The following is a 19,626-nucleotide window of genomic DNA, read 5'->3' on the forward strand; positions in this document are numbered from 1 at the left end:
GTGCACGCCGACCACTAGGCTTGAGGCATGCTCCCGCACCACATCGACGCCCTTGATGCATGGCGCTCGCTTCCCATCAAGCAGCAGCCGCAGTGGCCCGACGCGGACCGCGTCGCCGACGTCTCCCGCCAGATCGCCGCTCTCCCGCCGCTGGTCTTCGCGGGTGAGGTCGACAACCTCCGTGATCGCCTCGCGCGCGCAGCATCCGGAAAGGCCTTCCTGCTCCAGGGCGGCGACTGCGCCGAGACCTTCGCCGGCGCGACCGCCGAGCAGATCCGCAACCGCATCAAGACGGTGCTGCAGATGGCCGTCGTGCTCACCTACGGCGCCTCGATGCCCATCGTCAAGATGGGGCGCATGGCCGGACAGTTCGCCAAGCCCCGCTCGAGCGACAGCGAAACCCGCGGTGACGTCACGCTTCCGGCGTACCGCGGCGACATCGTCAACGGCTACGACTTCACCGAGGGCTCCCGTCAGGCCGATCCCGGTCGCCTGCTGCAGGGGTACCACACGGCCGTCTCCACCCTGAACCTCATCCGCGCCTTCACCCAGGGCGGCTTCGCCGACCTCCGCGAGGTGCACTCGTGGAACAAGGGCTTCGCGCAGAACCCCGCCAACCAGCGCTACGAGCGCATGGCCGCCGAGATCGACCGCGCCATCAAGTTCATGGAGGCGGCGGGCGCCGACTTCGACGAGCTGAAGCGCGTCGAGTTCTTCACCGGCCACGAGGGTCTGCTGATGGACTACGAGCGCCCGATGACGCGGATCGACTCGCGCACGGACACGCCGTACAACACCTCGGCGCACTTTCTGTGGATCGGTGAGCGCACCCGCGAGCTCGACGGCGCGCACGTCGACTACTTCTCGAAGATCCGCAACCCCATCGGTGTGAAGCTCGGCCCGACGACCACGCCGGAGACCGCGCTCGCGCTGATCGACAAGCTCGACCCCGAGCGCGAGCCCGGCCGACTGACCTTCATCACGCGCATGGGTGCGGGGAAGATCCGCGACGCCCTGCCCCCGCTGCTGGAGGCCGTGCGCGACTCCGGCGCGCAGCCGCTGTGGGTGACGGATCCGATGCACGGCAACGGCATCACGACCCCGACCGGCTACAAGACCCGTCGCTTCGACGACGTCGTCGACGAGGTGCGCGGCTTCTTCGAGGCGCATCGCGCGGTGGGCACGTTCCCCGGCGGCATCCACGTCGAGCTCACGGGAGACGATGTCACCGAGTGCCTCGGCGGATCCGAGCAGATCGACGAGGCAGCACTCGCCACGCGCTACGAGAGCCTGTGCGACCCGCGCCTGAACCACATGCAGTCGCTCGAGCTGGCGTTCCTCGTCGCGGAGGAGCTCGAGAAGCGCTGAGTCGACGGCTTTCGTCGAACGCAGAGAACCCGCCCCCCGGATGATCGGGAGGGCGGGTTCTCTGCGTCTGTCGTCTTTCGGGCGAGGGGCGTCGGCGACATCACCCCGCGGCGAAGACGCGCACCTCCGTCCCGCGTACGCGGGACTCTCCGGCCTTCGGGTCGGTGCGCGTCGCGGTGAAGATGTCCCAGACGAGTTCCGGCGCCGCAGTGACCGGCTTGAATCCGGCGTCCTGCAGCTGCTTGACGGCATCGCGGATCGAGATGCCGGACACGTCGGGGATCTCGATGGGCTCGGGCCCCAGGGAGACGATCAGCCGCATGTCGTCACCGGGACGCCAGTTGCCCGACTCGGAGCGGTCGGCGTAGCCGATGACCCGGCCCTCGGCGATCGTGTCGCTGTACTGCTCGACGCGTTCGTCGAGCACGTTCAGGCCCTTGTCGGTGAGCGCCTGGGTCGCCTGCTGCACGGAGGTGTCGGAGACGTCGGGCAGCGATCCCAGCGAGACGAAGAGGTCGACGGTGTCGGCTTCGAAGAGGTCGCATCCCTCGCCGCACTCGTAGGCGTCGCCGCCGGCACGCGGCGTCACGTACGCGTTGATGACGATCCCCTCGTCGGCATCCGAGAACAGTTCCAGGGTCTCGTCGGGGACCGTGACGTTCAGCGCGTCCAGATAGGCGCGCGCCTCGTCCTCGGTCTTGCCGTTGAGGGTCTCGATCGAGTGCGGCTCAGGCCCGAGCGAGATCAGCACGGTCACCTCGCCGTTCTTCTCCAGCCGGTCGCCGGCCTGCGGATCGGTGCGGATCGCCAGATCCTTCTCGACGTCGACCGAGTACTCCTCGCCCCGCAAGGGGGTGAGTCCTTCCGCGGTGAGCGCCTCGGCGGCCTGCTCGTAGGTCGAGCCGGCGACATCCGGCACGGCGATCAGCGACCCGGGCCCCGAGCCGAACCACCAGCCGACTCCACCGGCGAGAACGGCGAGGAGCAGGACGAGCGTGAGCAGGAACGCGCCACGTGCGCGTCGACGCGACGCGCGACGGCGAAGGACCGTCGCGTTGTCGATCGGCGCGGGCGCCGGTGCTGTCGGGTCGGCGATCACCATCGTGCCGGGCAGCACCTTGGTGAGGTCGCCCGAGTCGCCCTGGCTGCGCTGCGACATCGTCGCGGCGGCGACCGCCGGAGCGATGCCCAGCTCGCGCTCGATCTCCCGCAGACGGTCGAGCATCTGCTGGGCGTCATCCGGTCGTTCGTCCGGGGACTTCTCGGTCGCCCAGAGGACGAGCTCGTCGAGGGGCTCGGGTACGGCCGGATTGCGCACGCTCGGACGGGGGACCGACTCGGTGGCGTGCTGGAACGCGATCTGCATCGGCTGCTCGCCCTTGTAGGGCTGCTCGCCGACCAGCATCTCGTAGAGCATGATGCCGAGCGCGTAGATGTCGCTCCGCGCGTCGGCGGTGCCGCGGGTCACGAGCTCGGGGGCCAGGTAGGCGATCGTGCCGAGCAGCTGCTGCCCTGTCGCCGTGTTCGCCGTCGTGGCCCTGGCGAGGCCGAAGTCACCGATCTTGATACGGCCGTCCTCCGCGAGGAGCACGTTCTCCGGCTTCACGTCGCGATGCACGATCCCGGCACGGTGCGCGGCGGAGAGACCGGCGAGGATCGCGTCCATGATCGTGATCGTCTGGGGGATCGTGAGGCGCTTCTGCTCGCGCAGCAGCTCGCGGAGGGTGATACCGGGAAGGTACTCCATCACGAGGTAGGCGAGCTCGCCGTCCTGGCCCTGGTCGAACACGTTGACCACGTGCGGATCGGCGAGCCGGGCGGCGGCTCGCGCCTCCTGGATGAACCTGCTCTGGAAGGCGGAGTCATCGCTGAGGTGCGCGTGCATGACCTTGAGGGCGATGCGGCGCTCGAGGCGGAGGTCCGTCGCGACGTAGACCGTGGCCATCCCACCGCGGGCGATGCGCGCCCGTACACGGTAGCGGCCGTCGACAAGCCGCCCGATGAGGGGGTCGGCCTGATGATTGGTCGTCACGTCAGAATTCTATGGAGAACTGCCTGAAAGACAGGGGAGCGGCTCACCCCTGAGGGCTGTGGGTTTTCCGAACGGCGCTCAGCCATGCAGGGCGAGCCAGGTGTATGCCTGCGCTTCCCACTGGCCGTACTTGTCCGGATAGGCCGAGATCTGCACGGCCTGGGCTGCATCCGTGAAGGCCATGCCCTCCCATCCGGGGATGTCGAGCAGTCCGCGGGTCGTGAGGCCGTTCGGGTCGCTCGGGCCTCCGTAGAACACCCGGGTGCTGCGATCCGCGTCCATGATCTGCTCGGGCGAACCCCACCCCGTGCTCGGGCGCTGCTGGAAGATGCCGAGAGAGTCGCGGTCGCCCCAGTCGAGATTGCGCAGCCCCGACTCGACCATCCCGGTCGCGAGGGCGATCGCGACCGCCCGGTCCGAGACGCCGAGCTCTCGTCCGATACGGATGATGAGCGCCGCGTTCGCGGCCTGCTCGGCCGTGAGGGCCGTCGCTTCCGGAGTGACGGCCGCCGCCGCCGCGGGGGCCGGTGCACCCTGCACGGCGAGCGTCTGCCCCGGGTAGATGATCGAGGATGAATCGAGCCCGTTCAGCGCGAACAGCGTCTGGGTGGTCGTGCCGTAGGCCTGTGCGATGCCGAAGACGGTGTCGCCGGCGACGACGACGTGCGTCGCGGCCGGTGCGACCGAGGTCGCGGGTGCTGCTGCGGGCGCCGCAGCAGGTGCAGCGGCACCGGACACGACGAGAGCCTGACCCGGATAGATGACGGAGTCGCGGGTCAGGCCGTTCGCACCCAGCACGGCGTCGACGGTGGTGCCGTACTGCGCCGCGATCGCGTACACGGTGTCGCCGGAGACGACGGTGTGGACGGTCGATGCGGGTCCGACGGCCTCCACGACCGCCGGGGCGGCGACCACCACGGCCGGAGCCTGCAGTGTCAGCGTCTGCCCGGGGTAGATCACCGAACGCCAGGAGAGGCCGTTCCAGGTCAGGACGTCGACCGTCGCGAGCCCGAATCGGCCCGCGACCGCGGAGACGGTGTCACCGGGCTGCACGACGTAGGCGGCCGGAGGGGCCTCGGCGGGGACCAACCCGAGCGGTGCGGAGCGCTGTCGCTCGACACTGGGTGACGGGGCGGCCTCCGCCGGCGCCGCGACGAGGGTTCCGGCCAGGGCGCCGATGACGGCGGCCGGCATGCCGAGCTGAAGATATCGCGTGCGACGCGTGGCGGTGTTCTGTCTCAAGGATCCCCCTTTTCGAGCACTTCACGCTGACACGGATGTAAACAGAAGTCAACAGAAGTGACGCAAGTGAAAGATGTGACTGGAGTGCCGACATGCGGCATCCGATGGGAGGTGAGATAGTGGGCAACGTGTCTGAGAACGTTGTGGAGAACCCTGCTGTCGAGTGGCTGACCATGCCCGACCTCGTCGAGGTGCTGGATGAGCCGCTCGGCCGCGTCCGTCGCCTGATCGACGAGCACTACCTCGTCGGCTCGCGACGCGGCGGCGTGTTCGCGGTGCCCTCGATCTTCATCGTCGACGGGCATCCGCTGAGCTCCCTGCGCGGGACCATCATCGTGCTGCAGGACGCGGGCTTCACCGACGACGAGCTGATCGACTGGCTGCTCGAGGACGAGGAGAGCCTCGGCCGGTCGCCGATCGCCGCCCTCCTCGCGGGTCACAAGAGCGCGGTCCGTCGACTCGCTCGCACGCTCGCCTGACGGACGATCGGCTTCAGGCCGACCGCACGGTCGCCGCGCGGGCGAGATCGCGCAGCTCGCCGACCGCCGCGTTGTCCAGGCGCGCACCCGAGAGGGCGCGGTCGGCTTCACGGGCGTAGTCGGAGATCATCGTCTCGACGCGTTCGAGCGCTCCGGATTCCGCGATCGTCGCCTGCAGGAACGACACCTGCTGCGCGGTGAGCTCCGGGTCGCCGAGCATCTCGTCGAGGAGGTTCCTCGCCGAGGCGTCCAGCGCCTGCCTCGTGAGCGCGACGAGGACCGTCCGCTTGCCCTCGCGCAGATCGTCGCCGGCGGGCTTGCCGGTCACGGAGGAATCGCCGAAGACGCCGAGGATGTCGTCGCGCAGCTGGAAGGCCATGCCGATCGGGTGTCCGAAGCTCCGCAGCGCCGCCATCTGATCGTCCTCCGCGCCGGCGAGGGCTCCGCCGAGCACGAGGGGCTGCTCGATGCTGTAGCGGGCGGACTTGAGCGAGACCACGCGCAGCGCTCGCTCGGCGTGCAGCCCGCCGTCGTTGACGCTCCAGGCCGATTCCTCTGCGATGTCGAGGAACTGCCCGGTCGTCACATCGCGGCGCATGCGCGCGTACTCGCCCCGCACGGCGCGAGCGTGGGCGTGACCGTCCAGAGCGGACTCCAGCAGGTCGTCGCTCCACGCCACGAGGAGGTCCCCGAGCAGCACGGCGGAGGCACGGCCGAAGGCCTCCGCGTCGCCCGACCATCCCGCGTCACGGTGCGACGCCTCCAGGGCCCTGTGCGCGGCCGGCCGGCCACGGCGCGTGTCGGAGTTGTCGATCAGGTCGTCGTGGACGAGTGCGGCCGACTGGAAGATCTCCAGGGCGGCGCACGTGTCCCAGAGCACGTCGGACTCCGTGGCGTCGCGGTCCCGGAATCGGGCGACGGCTCGCCAGCCGGCATGGCAGAAACGGGCGCGGAGCCGCTTGCCTCCGACGAGGGTCGCGGCGGCTGCGTCGAGGAACCCCGCCGCCTCCGAGCCGTAGTCGAGGGATTCGGTGCGCATCAGCGCGAGGAAGCGGTCCAGGCGAGCGGCGACGGCGTCGGGTACGGAGGAGGGGGACGGCACGACTCCCAGCATACGTAAAGCAAGGAGGGGGCGATCGGCTAGCCTCGGACGCCTCCTCGCGCGTAGAATGGAAGGCACGATACCCGAGGGGGACGAAATGCCACTCTCCGAACAGGAGCAGCGTCTGCTCGATGAGATGGAACGCCATCTCCTTCACAACGACGCCGACGTCGTGAGCGCGCCATCAGGCGATCGCACACTGAGCTATCGCAACCTCGTGTACGGCGCCCTTCTGCTGCTGGCAGGCGTCGGCGGCCTCGTCGCCGGAGTCATCATCGGTGACGTCTGGGGCATCGTCGTCGGTGTCATCGGCTTCGCAGCGATGCTGGCCGGAGTCATGATCGCCGTGACGCCCGTGCGCCGGACGACCCCGGCCGCCCCTCGCGAGCGATCGGCCTCGAAGCAGCCGAGTTCGGCCTCCTTCATGGATCGCATGAACGATCGTTGGGATCGCCGCCAAGACGGACGCTGACCTCTCCTCCCTCTCTCGAAAGCCCGGATGCTGAGCATCCGGGCTTTTCTGCGTCCGGGGCCGCCCGCGGGGTGTCAGAGGCAGGCCTGCCTTCCACTGGCCCTCCACCTGCCCTCCACCTCCCTTCACCGCGTAATTCCGCGGTTCTAGGGCGACCCCGGTCGTATCGAACCGGCGAATCGGCGTATTCGCCGTAGGTTTGTGGAGGAAAGTGGAGTAAAGTGGGGCGCACCTCGAGTTGGCCGGACGCAGAGGGGGTGATGGCCGATGTTGCTGGGAACGCATTCTCCGAAGCTGGACGACAAGGGACGGGTCATCCTTCCTGCGAAGTTCCGCGAAGATCTCGGCGGCGGCATCGTCGTCACGCGTGGCCAGGAACGCTGCCTCTACGTCTTCAGCACGGCCGAGTTCGAGGCGATGCACGAGCGGATCCGTCAGGCGCCGCTCGCCAACAAGCAGGCGCGTGACTTCATGCGTCTGTTCCTCTCCGGTGCGAGTGCGGAGATGCCCGACAGTCAGAACCGCATCACCATCCCCGTCCACCTGCGCCAGTACGCAGGCCTGCAGAAGGAACTCATCGTCACCGGAGTCGGCGCCCACGCCGAGATCTGGGATGCCGAGAGCTGGAACGCCTACCTCGCCGCCGGTGAGGAGACCTACTCCGATCTCGAGCAGGAGGTGATTCCGGGACTCTTCTGACCACGGCTGTGATGCCCCGCCGCTCCCGCCCCGACACACTTCCCCGGTGCCGGGTCGCGAAGCGGAGGGGGATCAGAGCCGAAGGTCACCCCGAGAAAGATCATGAACCTCCGCGACATACACACCCCCGTGCTCCTCGACCGCTGCGTCGAGCTGCTGGCTCCCGCCCTCCAGGCCGACGGAGCCGTCCTCGTCGACGCCACGCTCGGGATGGGCGGGCATTCCGAGGCCCTGCTCGAGCGCTTCCCCCGCATCCGGCTCGTCGGACTCGATCGCGACACGGATGCGCTCCGCATCGCGGGGGAGCGGCTGGCCCGCTTCCGCGATCGCGTGACCCTCGTGCACACGGTGTACGACGAGATCGGGCTCCACGCTCAGGGCGCCGCCGGCATCCTCTTCGACCTCGGCGTCTCCTCGCTCCAGCTCGACGAGGCCGAGCGCGGCTTCGCCTACTCCAAGGATGCGCCGCTCGACATGCGGATGGACCAGACCAGCGGCATCACCGCCGCCGATGTCATCGCGACGTACAGCGAGGGCAACCTCCGCCGCATCTTCGAGCGCTACGGCGAGGAGAAGCTCGCCGGTCGTTACGCGCGCTTCATCATCGAGGCGCGGCAGAAGCAGCCGATCACGCGTTCGGCGGAGCTCGTCGAGATCCTCATCGCCGCGACCCCGGCGGCCGCTCAGCGCGCCGGACACCCGGCGAAGCGCGTCTTCCAGGCGCTGCGGATCGAGGTCAACACCGAGCTGAACGTGCTCGCCGACGCGATCCCGTCCGCCATGGACGCGCTGAGCGTCGGCGGCCGCATCGTGGTGATGTCCTACCAGTCCCTGGAGGACCGCCTCGTGAAGCAGGCGTTCGCGGCAGCATCCGCCTCGACCGCACCCGCCGGGCTCCCGGTGGAGCTCCCCGAGCACGCCCCGCGGTTCCGCATCCTCACCAAGGGCGCAGAACTCGCCGACGACGACGAGCGCGCGCGCAATCCGCGCGCGATCCCGGTGCGGCTCCGCGCCGCCGAGAAGCTGCGGGAGAGCGCATGAGCCTGAATGCCACGGTCCGCCAGCCGGCGCTGCCGATCGAGCCGACACGCGCACCGCAGCGGCGCCTGCAGCCCGTCACCCGTCCGGCCACCCGCCGCAAGCCCAAGCTCGCCTACGCGCTGATCGCCCTCGGCGGCGCTCTGGCCATCGGCGCCGCGCAGATCGCTCTGTCCCTGGCGATCACGCAGGACTCCTTCTCGCTGGCCGCACTCTCCTCGCAGCAGAACGAGCTGAATCTGCGGACCCATGCTCTGCAGGAGGAGCTGACCGGTCTGAGCTCCCCGCAGGTGCTCGCGAGCGGTGCCGCCGGTCTGGGGATGGTGGTCGCCGGATCGCCGTCGTATCTCCGTCTGAGCGACGGCGCCGTCTTCGGCACGGGAACCGGCGCCGATTGGAACTCGACCGTCGACCCGCAGGGTGCCGGCGCCGTCGGCAACGTGCTGGTCACCTCGCCTCCCGTCGACACCCCGGTCACGGAGGACACGACAGCCGATCAGACGACGCAGGAGCTCCCTCCCGCGATCACCGACGGGCTCCCGAGCCCCACCACGCATTGACTTCCCCCGACCGCCCCTGATCCGACGGAGAGATCGCATGACGACCAGAGCCACGCGCGGACCGCGGCGACGCACGGTCGTCGCCCTCGCCGTCATCCTGACGGTGCTGGCGACCTTCGTCGTGCGCCTCGTCGACATCCAGGTCGTGAGCGCCGACGAGCACGTCGCCGACTCGCTCACGCACATCGGCGCCGGCTCGACGATCCCGGGCCAGCGCGGCTCGATCGTCGACGCGGGGGGAACGGTGCTGGCCTCCAGCGTTCTGGTCTACGACGCTCAGCTCAGCCCCCAGGTGATCATGCTCCTCGAGGACGACGATCCGGAGCTGCCGTGGGCCGAGGCATCCGAGAAGATCGCCGCGGTGACGGGGCAGACCGGCGACGAGGTCCGGACGATCGTCTCCGACGCCCTCGCCGTCGACGCCGAGAGCCAGTACGCACCGCTCAAGAAGTCCCTGACGACCGAGCAGTACATCGAGCTCCGCGACCTGAAGCTCAAGTACCTGCACTTCGAGGCCAGGGAGACCAGGGTCTACCCGAACGGGGCCGTGGCGGGGAACATCCTCGGCTTCCTCGACAACACCGGCACCGCACAGGCCGGGATCGAGGAGATGGAGGAGAGCTGCCTCGCGCCCGTCGACGGCGAGGAGTCGTACCGCACCGGCAAGGACGGCATCGTCATCCCGGGCAGCGAGCGCACCGTGGATGCGGTGAACGGCGGGACCGTGCAGCTGACCATCAACAGCGACCTCAACTGGTACCTGCAGCAGATGATCGCCGAGGAGGCGCAGGACCAGGGCGCCAAGGGCGGCACGGTGACCGTCGTCGAGGTGAAGACCGGCAAGATCCGCGCCGCGGCCGAATGGCCGGCGATGGACCCCAACGATCTGGACTCCTCGACCCCGGAGACCCGGTACAGCCAGATCTTCCACAAGGACTTCGAGCCCGGCTCCACGTTCAAGGCCATCACCGCGGCGGCCGCGATCGAGGGAGCGGGTCTCACCCCGTTCAGCACGGCGCCCGCCTCGTCACGCGAGACGTTCCCCAACGGCGCCGTGATCAACGACTCGTTCACTCACCCGGAGTTCAACTACACGCTCGCAGGTGCCCTCATCGACTCCTCGAACGTGGCGCTGTCGAAGTTCGGCACCACGGTCAGCCCCGAGGTGCGCTACGACTACCTGCAGCGCTTCGGCGTCGGCGAGAAGACGCTCGGATTCCCCTCCGAGGTCGCCGGTCTGCTGCACCCGGTCAGCGAGTGGGACAACCAGTCGCTGTACACGACCACCTTCGGCCAGTACTTCTCCGTCACCGCACCGCAGCTCGCCGGGGCCTACCAGGCGATCGCAAACGGCGGCGAGAAGATCGACCTCTCGCTGATCGAGTCGTGCACCGCGGTGGACGGCAGCGTCGTCACGCCCGACGCACCGGGGCATGAGCAGGTCGTGACCGAGCAGACGGCGGCGCAGCTGACGCAGATGCTCGAGAACGTCGCCGTGCAGGGCGGCAACGCCGATCGGATCCAGGTTCCCGGCTACCGGGTGACCAGCAAGACCGGTACGGCGCAGGTCTCCGACGGCAGCGGCGGCTACAAGGAGGGCGTGTACTACACCAGCATGGTGGGGTTCGCGCCCGTCGATGACCCGCAGTACGTCGTCGTGGTGACCCTCGACGAGCCGACTAAGGTTGTATCGTCCGCGGCCACCGCATCCGCCTTCCAGAAGGCGATGACCCAGGTGATGAAGACCTATCGCGTGATGCCGTCCACTGTTCCCATGGACGAGCTGCTTCCCAAATTCGGATAGACGGCGAGAGCCGCGCCTGGAGATGACATGATCGCCCTGACGCTCGCTGAGATCGCTGCCGCTGTCGGCGGTGATCTGCGCGTCGCCGGAGACGACACGGCGGAGACGGTCGTCGACGGCATCGTCGACACCGACTCGCGCACGATGGAACCCGGCTCGATCTTCGTGGCCAAGCCCGGCGCCGAGACCGACGGCCATCGGTTCGTAGGGGCCGCCGTGGCGGCCGGAGCCGCGCTGGCGATCGTCGAGCACGTGGTCGACGCTCCGGTGTCCCAGATCGTGGTCCCCGACGCCGTCGCCGCACTCGGCGACCTCGCGAGGGAGGTGGTCGCCCGCGTGCGCGCCGGCGGCGATCTCCGCATCGTGGGCATCACCGGCTCCAACGGCAAGACGACGACCAAGAACTTCCTCGCGCGCATCCTCGAGGACGAGGGCGAGACCGTCGCGCCCGTCAAGTCGTTCAACAACGAGGTCGGCGCCCCCGTGACGATGCTGCGCGTGACGCACGGCACCCGTTTTCTGGTGAGCGAGTTCGGAGCCGCCGCCCCGGGCAGCATCGCCCACCTCGCAGGGCTGGTCGAGCCCGACATCGCCGTCGTCCTGATGGTGGGCATGGCGCACGCCGGCGGATTCGGCGGCATCGAGGCGACCGCGAAGGCGAAGTCCGAACTGGTGGCTGCGGCCAGGGCCTCCGGCACCGCCGTGCTGAACGTCGACGATTCCCGCGTCGCGGCCATGCAGGAGCTCGCGCGATCGCGCGGCATGCGCGTGGTCGGCTTCGGACAGGGCGCGGCGGCCGACGTGCGTGCGCACGACATCCAGGTGACGGCATCCGGCACCTCGTGCGAGATCGAGTCGGCCGGCGAGCGGATGCCGCTGCGCCTGCAGGTCCTCGGAGCGCACCACATCACGAACGCGCTGGCCGCGATCGCCGCGGCGGGCGTGCTCGGCGTCCCCCTCGCCGACGCCGTCGCGCGCCTCGAGACGGTGGAGATCGCGGAGCGCTGGCGGATGCAGCCCCTGGGCGGGGACAGCGTGCGCATCATCAACGACGCCTACAACGCCAGCCCCGACTCGATGTCCGCCGCGCTGCGCACTCTCGCGCAGATCACCGGACCCGACGAACGCACCGTCGCGGTGCTCGGCGCCATGAGCGAACTCGGCGAGAGCGCGGGGGAGGAGCACGATCGGATCGGGCTCCTCGCCGTCCGGCTGAACATCCAGCGGATCGTCGTCGTCGGACCCGAGGCCAGGAGGCTCTATCTCGCCGCCGTCGGCGAGGGCTCCTGGAACAGCGAGGCCGTGCATCTGCCCGACCAGGACGCGGCGTTCGAATATCTGCGCACCGAACTCCGTGACGGAGACCGCGTGCTCGTGAAGTCATCCAATTCCGTGGGCCTCCGGCATCTCGGCGATCGTCTGGGAGAATTGTTCTCGTGAGGTCTCTCATCATGGCGGCGGCGATCTCGCTCGCCTTCACCCTGTTCCTGACTCCCGTGTTCCTCCGGCTCTTCCGGAAGTGGGGGTGGGGGCAGGTCATCCGCACCCCCGAAGAGGCCGAGAACCCGAGCCACGAGGCGAAGCGCGGTACCCCGACGATGGGCGGCGTCATCTTCATCGCCGGCTCGATCGTCGGATACTTCACCGGTGTCTTCGTCAGCGGAGAGGTCCCGGCGCTCTCCGCGCTCCTGGTGATCTGGCTCATGGTCGGCTTCGGCGTCGTCGGCTTCATCGACGACTACATGAAGGTGCGCAGTCAGCGCAGCCTCGGCCTGTCCGGATGGCGCAAGATCATCGGCCAGCTGCTGGTCATCATCCCGTTCGGCATCGTGGCCCTGAACTTCCCGAACCGGTTCGGGCAGACGCCGGCCAGCGGAGCGATCTCGCTGTTCCGCGACTTCACGTGGCTGGATCTCTTCGCCTTCGGGGTCATCCTCGGCTGGATCCTGTACCTCGCCTGGATCTCGATCATCGGCGTCGCGACGTCGAACAGCGTCAACCTGACGGACGGCCTCGACGGTCTGGCCGCGGGTGCGGGCGTGATCGTGGTCGGCGCCTACAGCCTGATCGCATTCTGGCAGTTCAAGCAGCCCTGCATCGGCGGGGACCCCGACGCCCTGGGCGGGTGCTACGAGGTGCGCGATCCGTTCAACCTCGCGATCATCTCCGCGTCGTTCGCTGCCGGACTGATCGGCTTCCTGTGGTGGAACGCCCCGAAGGCCAAGGTCTTCATGGGCGACGTCGGGTCGATGGCGATCGGCGGCGTGATCACGGCGATGGCGATCCTGACCCGCACGGAGCTCCTGCTCCTCGTGATCGCCGGCGTGTTCGTCCTCGCCTCCGGCTCCGTCATCCTGCAGCGGACCTACTTCAAGATCACGCGCGGCAAGCGGCTGTTCCTGATGAGCCCCTTCCATCACCACCTCGAGATGCGCGGCTGGTCGGAGATCACGATCGTCGTGCGCATGTGGATCATCGCGGGTCTGCTCGCCGTGTCTGCTGTCGGCCTGTTCTACGTCGAATGGCTGACGCGTGTCGGCTGATCGGCTCAGCGCCCTCACGAGCTGGAACGCCGAGTGGACCGGGCTCCGTGCGGCGGTCCTCGGCCTGTCCATGACCGGGTTCTCGGTGGCGGACACGCTCGCCGAGCTCGGTGCCGAGGTCCTCGTGCTCAGCGAGTCCGCCGAGGAGGAGTACGAGCGGCTGCTCCCTGTGATCGGCGCGGAACTCGAACTGGGTTCCCTCGCCCAGGTGCCGGCCGCGCTCGTCGACTTCCGCCCTGACGTCGTGATCGCCTCGCCGGGGTTCGCGCCGTCGCACCCGGTGATCCGGTGGGCCCAGGATGCCGGCATCGCGATCTGGGGCGACGTGGAGCTCGCATGGCGGGTGCGCGACAAGGTCCTCCGCGACGACGGCACTCCGGCCGACTGGGTGCTGATCACCGGGACGAACGGCAAGACGACGACGACGCAGCTCACCGCGTCGCTGCTCGTCGAGGGAGGACTCCGTGCCGCGCCGTGCGGCAACATCGGCGTCCCCGTGCTCGACGCCGTGCGCGACCCCGGTGGCTTCGACGTGCTGGTCGTCGAGCTGTCCAGCCACCAGCTCTGGTACCTCGGCCAGTCGCAGCCCGAGGGCGAGCTGTATCCCTACGCCGCGGTCTGCCTCAACCTCGCCGACGACCATCTCGTCTGGCACGGGAGCGCGGCGGCGTACCGGGATGCGAAGGCCGTCGTCTACCGCAACACCCGCGTGGCCTGCGTCTACAACAAGGCGGATGCCGCCACCCGCCGCATGGTCGAGGAGGCGGAGGTGGTCGAGGGCGCCCGTGCGATCGGCTTCGACCTCGGCATCCCCGGTCCGAGCGACCTGGGCGTGGTGGAGGGACTGATCGTCGATCGTGCGTTCCTCGACGACCGTGCCCGCAGCGCGCTCGAGCTGACGACGATCGCCGCCCTCGACAGCGCGGGCCTCGCCGCCCCGCACATCGTGCAGAACATCCTCGCCGCGAGTGCCCTCGCGCGGTCCCTGGGAACGGAGCCCGAGGCGATCCACGCGGCCCTGCAGCGCTTCCAGCTCGACGCGCATCGGATCCAGGTCATCGCCCGGCACAGGGGCGTGGTGTGGGTCGACGACTCGAAGGCCACGAACCCGCATGCGGCGGCATCCTCCCTGCGGGCGTACCCCGGTGCGGTCTGGATCGTCGGCGGAGATCTGAAGGGCGTCGACATCGCCGAACTCGTCGCGGACGTGGGTTCCACGGCTCGCGCGGCGGTCGTGATCGGGGTCGAGCGCACCGACGTCGTCGCGGCATTCCGACGACACGCGCCCGTGGTCCCGGTGTTCGAGGTCGATGCTCGCGAGACTGGTCAGGTCATGAACCGTGTCGTGGAGATCGCGGCGGGGATCGTCGGCGACGAGGGCACGGTTCTGCTGGCCCCGGCGGCGGCGTCCTTCGACCAGTTCTCCAGCTACGCGGACCGTGGCCACCGCTTCGCCGAGGCGGTGCGGGACTGGATCGACCGGGGGAGCGCCGATGACGCAGGTATCCCGCCCTCCGCGTTCTGAGTCCGGCGGACTCGCGGCCCGGGTCTCCCTCGGGCGCCGGTTCACACCGGTGTCGACCGAGTTCCTGCTCATCGCCTCGACCGCGCTGCTGCTGACCCTCTTCGGACTGGTGATGGTGCTGTCCGCGACCAGTGCGACCGCGGTCGCGGACGGTGCGAACCCGATGGACGGCGCGCTGCGCCAGGGCGTGTTCGCCCTGCTCGGCATCCCGTTGATGTTCCTGATCAGCCGCCTGCCGATCGCGTTCCTGAAGAAGATGGCCTGGCCCGCGCTCTTCGGCGCCGTCGCCCTCCAGATGCTCGTGTTCACGCCCCTCGGCATCGCCGACGGCGGAAACCGGAACTGGATCATGATCGCCGGCTTCACGCTCCAGCCCTCGGAGTTCCTCAAGCTCGCTCTCGCGCTGTGGATCGCCGCCGTGCTGCTGCGCAAGCGCACGATGCTCGGCACCTGGCACCACGTGTTCATCCCGGTCATCCCGGTCGGCGCTCTCGCGATCGGCACCGTCCTCGCCGGCAAGGACCTCGGGACCGCGATGGTGCTCGTGCTCATCCTGCTCGGCTGCCTGTTCTTCTCCGGGGTGAAGCTCCGGCTGTTCATCATCCCGGTGGTCCTCGGCGTGGTCGCCGTGCTGGCGTACGCCCTCTCCAGCGAGGACCGGATGCGTCGCATCACGGCCACGTGCGACGACATGTCGCTGTACTACACCGACTGCTACCAGTCCATCCACGGAATCTGGGGAATGGCGTCCGGCGGCATCTTCGGGCTCGGGCTCGGCAACTCGCAGGAGAAGTACGGCTGGCTTCCCGCGGCCGGCAACGACTTCATCTTCGCGATCGTCGGGGAGGAGCTGGGCCTCATCGGATGCATCGTGGTGCTGGCCCTCTTCACGTTCTTCACGGTCGGAGCGTTCCACATCATCCGCAAGACCGACGATCCGTTCATCCGCGTCGCCGCGGGCGGCATCACGGTGTGGATCGTCGGACAGGCCGTGCTGAACATCGGCGTCGTCATCGGCGTCTTCCCGGTCATGGGAGTGCCGCTCCCGTTCATGTCGCAGGGCGGCACGGCCCTGCTCGCGGTGCTGATCGCGTGCGGCGTGCTGCTCGCGTTCGCGCGCACCCTCCCCGCGGAGGAGAAGCCCTCAGCCGCAGCGGGTAGGGTCACGAGGTGACTTCGTACCTCCTCGCCGGCGGTGGCACCGCCGGCCATGTGAACCCCCTGCTCGCCGTCGCCGATGCGCTGCGGGAGCGGGACGCCGACGCATCGGTCCTCGTCCTCGGAACATCCGAGGGTCTGGAGTCACGGCTCGTCCCTGAGCGCGGCTACGAGCTGCTCATCGTCGACAAGGTCCCCTTCCCGCGTCGACCGAACCGTCAGGCGGCGGCGTTCCCCTCCCGGTTCCGCCGCGCGATCGCCCAGGTGCGCTCCCACATCCGCACGCACGGGATCGATGTCGTCGTCGGCTTCGGCGGGTACGCGTCGGCCCCCGCCTACGTCGCCGCGCGGAGGGAGGGCGTGCCCTTCGTCGTGCACGAGGCCAACGCGAAGCCGGGACTCGCGAACGTCCTCGGGGCCCGTCGAGCGGCCGGCGTCGGCGTGGCCTTCGCCGGGACTCCGCTCCGCGGCAGCGAGGTCGTCGGGATGCCGCTGCGTCGCGAGGTCATCGCCCTCGACCGCACGGCGACGCGCGACGAGGCTGCGGCGCACTTCGGACTCGATGCCGAACGTCCCGTCCTCCTCGTCTTCGGAGGCTCCCTCGGCGCCCAGCGACTGAACGAGGCGATGGCCGACTCCTGGGGCGACGTGCTCGCGGCCGGATGGCAGCTGCTCCACGTCACCGGTGAGCGCAGCGAGATGGTCGATCCTGAGGTGCCCGGCTACGCCCTGCGGCGCTACGTCGATCGCATGGACCTCGCCTTCGCCCTCGCCGACCTGATCGTGTCGCGGTCCGGATCGGCGACCGTGAGCGAGGTGAGTGCCCTCGGCATCCCCGCGCTGTACGTGCCCTACTCGGTCGGCAACGGCGAGCAGCGCCTCAATGCCGCATCGGCCGTGGCCGCCGGCGCCGCGCAGTTGCTCGATGACGCGACCTTCGACGGCGACGCGGTACGCCGCATCGTCGTCCCGCTGCTCGGCGACCGCGAGCGCATCGGCCGGATGGCCGCGGCCGCGGAGAAGGTCGGCACCCGCAACGGGACCGAGAACGTGATCGCCCTGGTCGATCGTGCGCTCGGCGCCGCCTGAGACGGTCGAGACGACCGAGGAAAAGTAGACTGAACACGACATGATCAGACCCGACCTCTCCCTCCCGATCCCCGAGACGATCACCTCCGCGCACTTCATCGGCATCGGCGGCTCCGGCATGAGCGGCCTCGCGAGGATGTTCCTCGACGCCGGCATCCGCGTCTCCGGCACCGACCGCGCCGACAGCGACAACCTGCGCGCCCTCGCGGCTGCCGGCGCCACCGTGCACGTCGGCCACGACGCGGCGTACCTCGGCGACGCCGACACCGTCGTGCACACCGGTGCGATCTGGCCCGAGAACCCCGAGTTCGTCACGGCCAAGGAGCGCGGGCTGCACGTCATCCACCGCTCCCAGGCGCTGCACTGGCTGATCGGATCCCGCCGCCTCGTCTCGGTCGCAGGAGCCCACGGCAAGACCACGTCGACCGGCATGATCGTCACGGCTCTGCGCGAGCTCGGCGCCGACCCGCACTTCGTGAACGGCGGCGTGATCGAGCAGCTCGGCGCATCGAGCGCGACCGGCACGGGCGACCTGTTCGTGATCGAGGCCGACGAGTCGGACGGCACCTTCCTGCTGTACGACACGGCGGTCGCGCTGATCACCAACGTCGATCCCGACCACCTGGACCACTACGGCTCGGACGAAGCATTCCACGACGCGTTCGTGCGATTCGCGGATGCCGCCTCCGAGGCGGTCGTGATCTCGAGCGACGACCCCGGGGCGCTGCGCGTCAGCGCGGGGCTCTCGCACGACAACGTCATCACCTTCGGCCAGGCCGAGGGAGCCGATCTCCGCGTCACCGACATCGTCGCCGCAGGTCCCGTCGCCGCGACGCTGACGCACGAGGGGGAGAGCGCGCGCATGCAGCTCGCCGTCCCCGGCGTGCACAACGCGATCAACGCGGCAGGAGCCGTCGCGGTGCTGCGTGCGCTGGGCCACCCGCTGGCCGACGCGGTGCGCGCCGTCGAGGGCTTCGCCGGCACCGTGCGCCGACTCGAGCAGCACGGCGTCGAGCGCGGGGTCACCGTGTACGACGACTACTCGCACCATCCCACCGAGGTCCGCGCGGCGCTCGAGGCCATGCGGAGCATCTCGGGCTCCGGCCGGATCATCGCGATCCAGCAGCCGCACACCTATTCGCGCACGCAGCACATGTACCAGGAGTTCGCCGACGTCCTCGAGGAGTTCGCGGACCACACGGTGATGCTCGACGTCTACGGAGCCCGTGAGGATCCTGTTCCCGGGGTCACCGGTGCGCTGGTCAGCGACGCGTTCCGCGACCAGGGGCACGTGCACTACGTCGCCGACTGGCAGCAGGCCGCGGACTACACGGCCACCGTCGCTCGGGACGGGGATTTCGTCATCACGCTCGGGTGCGGGAACGTCTACCAGATCATCCCGCAGGTGCTGGAGTCGCTCCGCCGGACCGACGAGGCGTAGCCATGCGCCGGCCCGCACCGCTTCCGACCGCCCCGGAGGGCAAGGGGCAGAAGGATGCCGCGTCGGAAGCGGAGACCCGCCCGCGCCGCCGTGAGCGTGCCGAGGCGGCAGCCGTCGTCGACATCGAGTCGGGACAGCCGGCGGCGCCCGCCGACGAGGCGCCGCAGCCGACCTCTACCGGGGACGTGTGGCGTGCCGCGCGGGCGCGGCGCAAGGCGCTCCGCGCGGAGATCCGCCGGTTCACCCAGCGCTCTCGCCGGCGGAGGATCATCTGGCTCAGCAGCATCGGCGCCGTCCTCCTGCTGATCGGGGGGAGCGTCGCCGCGGCGTACAGTCCGCTCTTCGCCGTCGAGAAGATCACGGTGGCCGGGGCCACGACGCTCGACCCCGCGGTGATCGAGGCGGCCCTCGCCGACCAGATCGGCACCCCGCTGGCGCTGGTCGACACGAGCGAGGTGAAGGCGGCGCTGCTCGCGTTCCCGCTCATCGAGACCTACGCACTCGAGGCGAAGCCGCCGCATGATCTGACCGTGCGCATCGTGGAGCGCACACCGGTGGGCGTCATCCGCTCGGATGCGGGATACACGCTCGTGGATGCCGCCGGCGTCGCACTCGCCACCACGTCCGATCAGCCCGCGGGGCAGCCGATCATCGAGGTCGAGGGCGGTGTCGACTCGACGGCGTTCGAGAGCGCCGGGCTGGTCGTCCGATCGCTTCCGGCAGGCATCAGGGGCGCGCTCACCGGCGTGAGCGCCTCGACGGCCGACGACGTGACGCTGACCCTCAGCACCGGCCTGACGGTCGTGTGGGGGAGCGCGGAGGAGTCCGGGCTGAAGGCGCTCACGCTCTCCGCCGCGCTGAACGCGAACCCCGGCGCGACGTCGATCGACGTCACTTCGCCGAAGGTCGCGGTCGTCGGCTGACGGCTTTCGACGGGAATGGCGCGACACGCCCGTGTCGCTGCGCTTCCGCGGGCACGCGGCGCTTACCTTCGATCTCAGGGAACGCAATACCGGGAAATACTTTACACCTCTAGTTGAGGTTTAAGGTTCAGCCCCGCACTCTCTCGACAAC

The 19,626-nt window shown here is 69.5% G+C and carries 17 protein-coding genes; 14 read left to right on the forward strand and 3 right to left on the reverse strand.

Annotated elements, in window-relative coordinates; all coding sequences use genetic code 11:
* Nucleotides 1-27 precede the first annotated feature (27 nt).
* Nucleotides 28-1,368 carry a class II 3-deoxy-7-phosphoheptulonate synthase gene (locus tag LBN7_RS17505; protein ID WP_116636804.1) on the forward strand — a complete coding sequence of 447 codons (1,341 nt, stop codon included), beginning with the start codon at nucleotides 28-30 and terminating at the stop codon, nucleotides 1,366-1,368.
* 100 nt (nucleotides 1,369-1,468) lie between these two features.
* On the opposite strand, the gene pknB is transcribed toward LBN7_RS17505, so the two are convergent.
* The gene (gene pknB / locus LBN7_RS17510) at nucleotides 1,469-3,400 is read right to left on the reverse strand and encodes a Stk1 family PASTA domain-containing Ser/Thr kinase (protein ID WP_116636805.1); all 1,932 of its coding nucleotides are present in this window, start codon (nucleotides 3,398-3,400) and stop codon (nucleotides 1,469-1,471) included.
* A 78-nt stretch (nucleotides 3,401-3,478) separates the two neighbouring features.
* Entirely contained in the window at nucleotides 3,479-4,642 is a 1,164-nt protein-coding gene (locus LBN7_RS17515; RefSeq protein WP_407360379.1) for a LysM peptidoglycan-binding domain-containing protein, read from the reverse strand.
* Nucleotides 4,643-4,746: 104 nt separating this feature from the next.
* On the opposite strand from LBN7_RS17515, the gene LBN7_RS17520 reads away from it, so the two are divergent.
* Complete coding sequence (locus LBN7_RS17520; protein WP_116636872.1) at nucleotides 4,747-5,121, forward strand: Rv2175c family DNA-binding protein; 375 nt, start codon at nucleotides 4,747-4,749, stop codon at nucleotides 5,119-5,121.
* Between the two features lie 13 nt (nucleotides 5,122-5,134).
* Here the strand turns inward: LBN7_RS17520 and LBN7_RS17525 are convergent, their stop codons facing one another.
* Nucleotides 5,135-6,235 (reverse strand): polyprenyl synthetase family protein, encoded by a 1,101-nt coding sequence (locus tag LBN7_RS17525; protein WP_407360380.1) that lies wholly within the window; start codon nucleotides 6,233-6,235, stop codon nucleotides 5,135-5,137.
* Between the two features lie 85 nt (nucleotides 6,236-6,320).
* On the opposite strand from LBN7_RS17525, the gene LBN7_RS17530 reads away from it, so the two are divergent.
* The 12 genes from LBN7_RS17530 to LBN7_RS17585 all read left to right on the forward strand — a co-directional run bounded on the left by LBN7_RS17530 (nucleotide 6,321) and on the right by LBN7_RS17585 (nucleotide 19,475).
* A complete protein-coding gene (locus LBN7_RS17530; RefSeq protein WP_116636808.1) occupies nucleotides 6,321-6,695 on the forward strand; it encodes a DUF3040 domain-containing protein in 375 nt (124 codons plus the stop codon).
* A gap of 267 nt (nucleotides 6,696-6,962) precedes the next feature.
* Nucleotides 6,963-7,394, forward strand: coding sequence for a division/cell wall cluster transcriptional repressor MraZ (gene mraZ / locus LBN7_RS17535; RefSeq protein WP_028501511.1), 432 nt, complete (start codon nucleotides 6,963-6,965; stop codon nucleotides 7,392-7,394).
* A gap of 102 nt (nucleotides 7,395-7,496) precedes the next feature.
* A complete protein-coding gene (rsmH, locus tag LBN7_RS17540; protein ID WP_116636809.1) occupies nucleotides 7,497-8,435 on the forward strand; it encodes a 16S rRNA (cytosine(1402)-N(4))-methyltransferase RsmH in 939 nt (312 codons plus the stop codon).
* Complete coding sequence (locus LBN7_RS17545) at nucleotides 8,432-8,992, forward strand: hypothetical protein (protein WP_116636810.1); 561 nt, start codon at nucleotides 8,432-8,434, stop codon at nucleotides 8,990-8,992. The genes rsmH and LBN7_RS17545 overlap by 4 nt, the downstream gene beginning before the upstream one ends.
* Nucleotides 8,993-9,029: 37 nt before the next feature.
* A complete protein-coding gene (locus LBN7_RS17550; RefSeq protein WP_116636811.1) occupies nucleotides 9,030-10,796 on the forward strand; it encodes a penicillin-binding protein 2 in 1,767 nt (588 codons plus the stop codon).
* Nucleotides 10,797-10,823: 27 nt separating this feature from the next.
* Nucleotides 10,824-12,236, forward strand: a complete 1,413-nt coding sequence (gene murF / locus LBN7_RS17555) for a UDP-N-acetylmuramoyl-tripeptide--D-alanyl-D-alanine ligase (protein ID WP_407360381.1) — start codon at nucleotides 10,824-10,826, stop codon at nucleotides 12,234-12,236.
* Nucleotides 12,233-13,339 (forward strand): phospho-N-acetylmuramoyl-pentapeptide-transferase, encoded by a 1,107-nt coding sequence (gene mraY, locus LBN7_RS17560; RefSeq protein ID WP_116636813.1) that lies wholly within the window; start codon nucleotides 12,233-12,235, stop codon nucleotides 13,337-13,339. Before murF ends, mraY begins: the two co-directional genes overlap by 4 nt.
* Nucleotides 13,329-14,864 (forward strand): UDP-N-acetylmuramoyl-L-alanine--D-glutamate ligase, encoded by a 1,536-nt coding sequence (murD, locus tag LBN7_RS17565; RefSeq protein ID WP_341945163.1) that lies wholly within the window; start codon nucleotides 13,329-13,331, stop codon nucleotides 14,862-14,864. Before mraY ends, murD begins: the two co-directional genes overlap by 11 nt.
* Entirely contained in the window at nucleotides 14,833-16,038 is a 1,206-nt protein-coding gene (ftsW, locus tag LBN7_RS17570) for a putative lipid II flippase FtsW (RefSeq protein WP_116636815.1), read from the forward strand. Before murD ends, ftsW begins: the two co-directional genes overlap by 32 nt.
* The gene (locus LBN7_RS17575) at nucleotides 16,035-17,111 is read left to right on the forward strand and encodes a UDP-N-acetylglucosamine--N-acetylmuramyl-(pentapeptide) pyrophosphoryl-undecaprenol N-acetylglucosamine transferase (protein ID WP_407360382.1); all 1,077 of its coding nucleotides are present in this window, start codon (nucleotides 16,035-16,037) and stop codon (nucleotides 17,109-17,111) included. The genes ftsW and LBN7_RS17575 overlap by 4 nt, the downstream gene beginning before the upstream one ends.
* Nucleotides 17,112-17,151: 40 nt before the next feature.
* Nucleotides 17,152-18,552 carry a UDP-N-acetylmuramate--L-alanine ligase gene (gene murC / locus LBN7_RS17580; RefSeq protein ID WP_116636817.1) on the forward strand — a complete coding sequence of 467 codons (1,401 nt, stop codon included), beginning with the start codon at nucleotides 17,152-17,154 and terminating at the stop codon, nucleotides 18,550-18,552.
* A 2-nt stretch (nucleotides 18,553-18,554) separates the two neighbouring features.
* The gene (locus LBN7_RS17585; protein ID WP_341945166.1) at nucleotides 18,555-19,475 is read left to right on the forward strand and encodes an FtsQ-type POTRA domain-containing protein; all 921 of its coding nucleotides are present in this window, start codon (nucleotides 18,555-18,557) and stop codon (nucleotides 19,473-19,475) included.
* The last annotated feature ends 151 nt before the right edge of the window (nucleotides 19,476-19,626 follow it).

Origin of the sequence: Microbacterium sp. LBN7 (genome assembly GCF_045690345.1) — a bacterium.
In the GTDB taxonomy this organism is placed as follows: Bacteria; Actinomycetota; Actinomycetes; order Actinomycetales; family Microbacteriaceae; genus Microbacterium.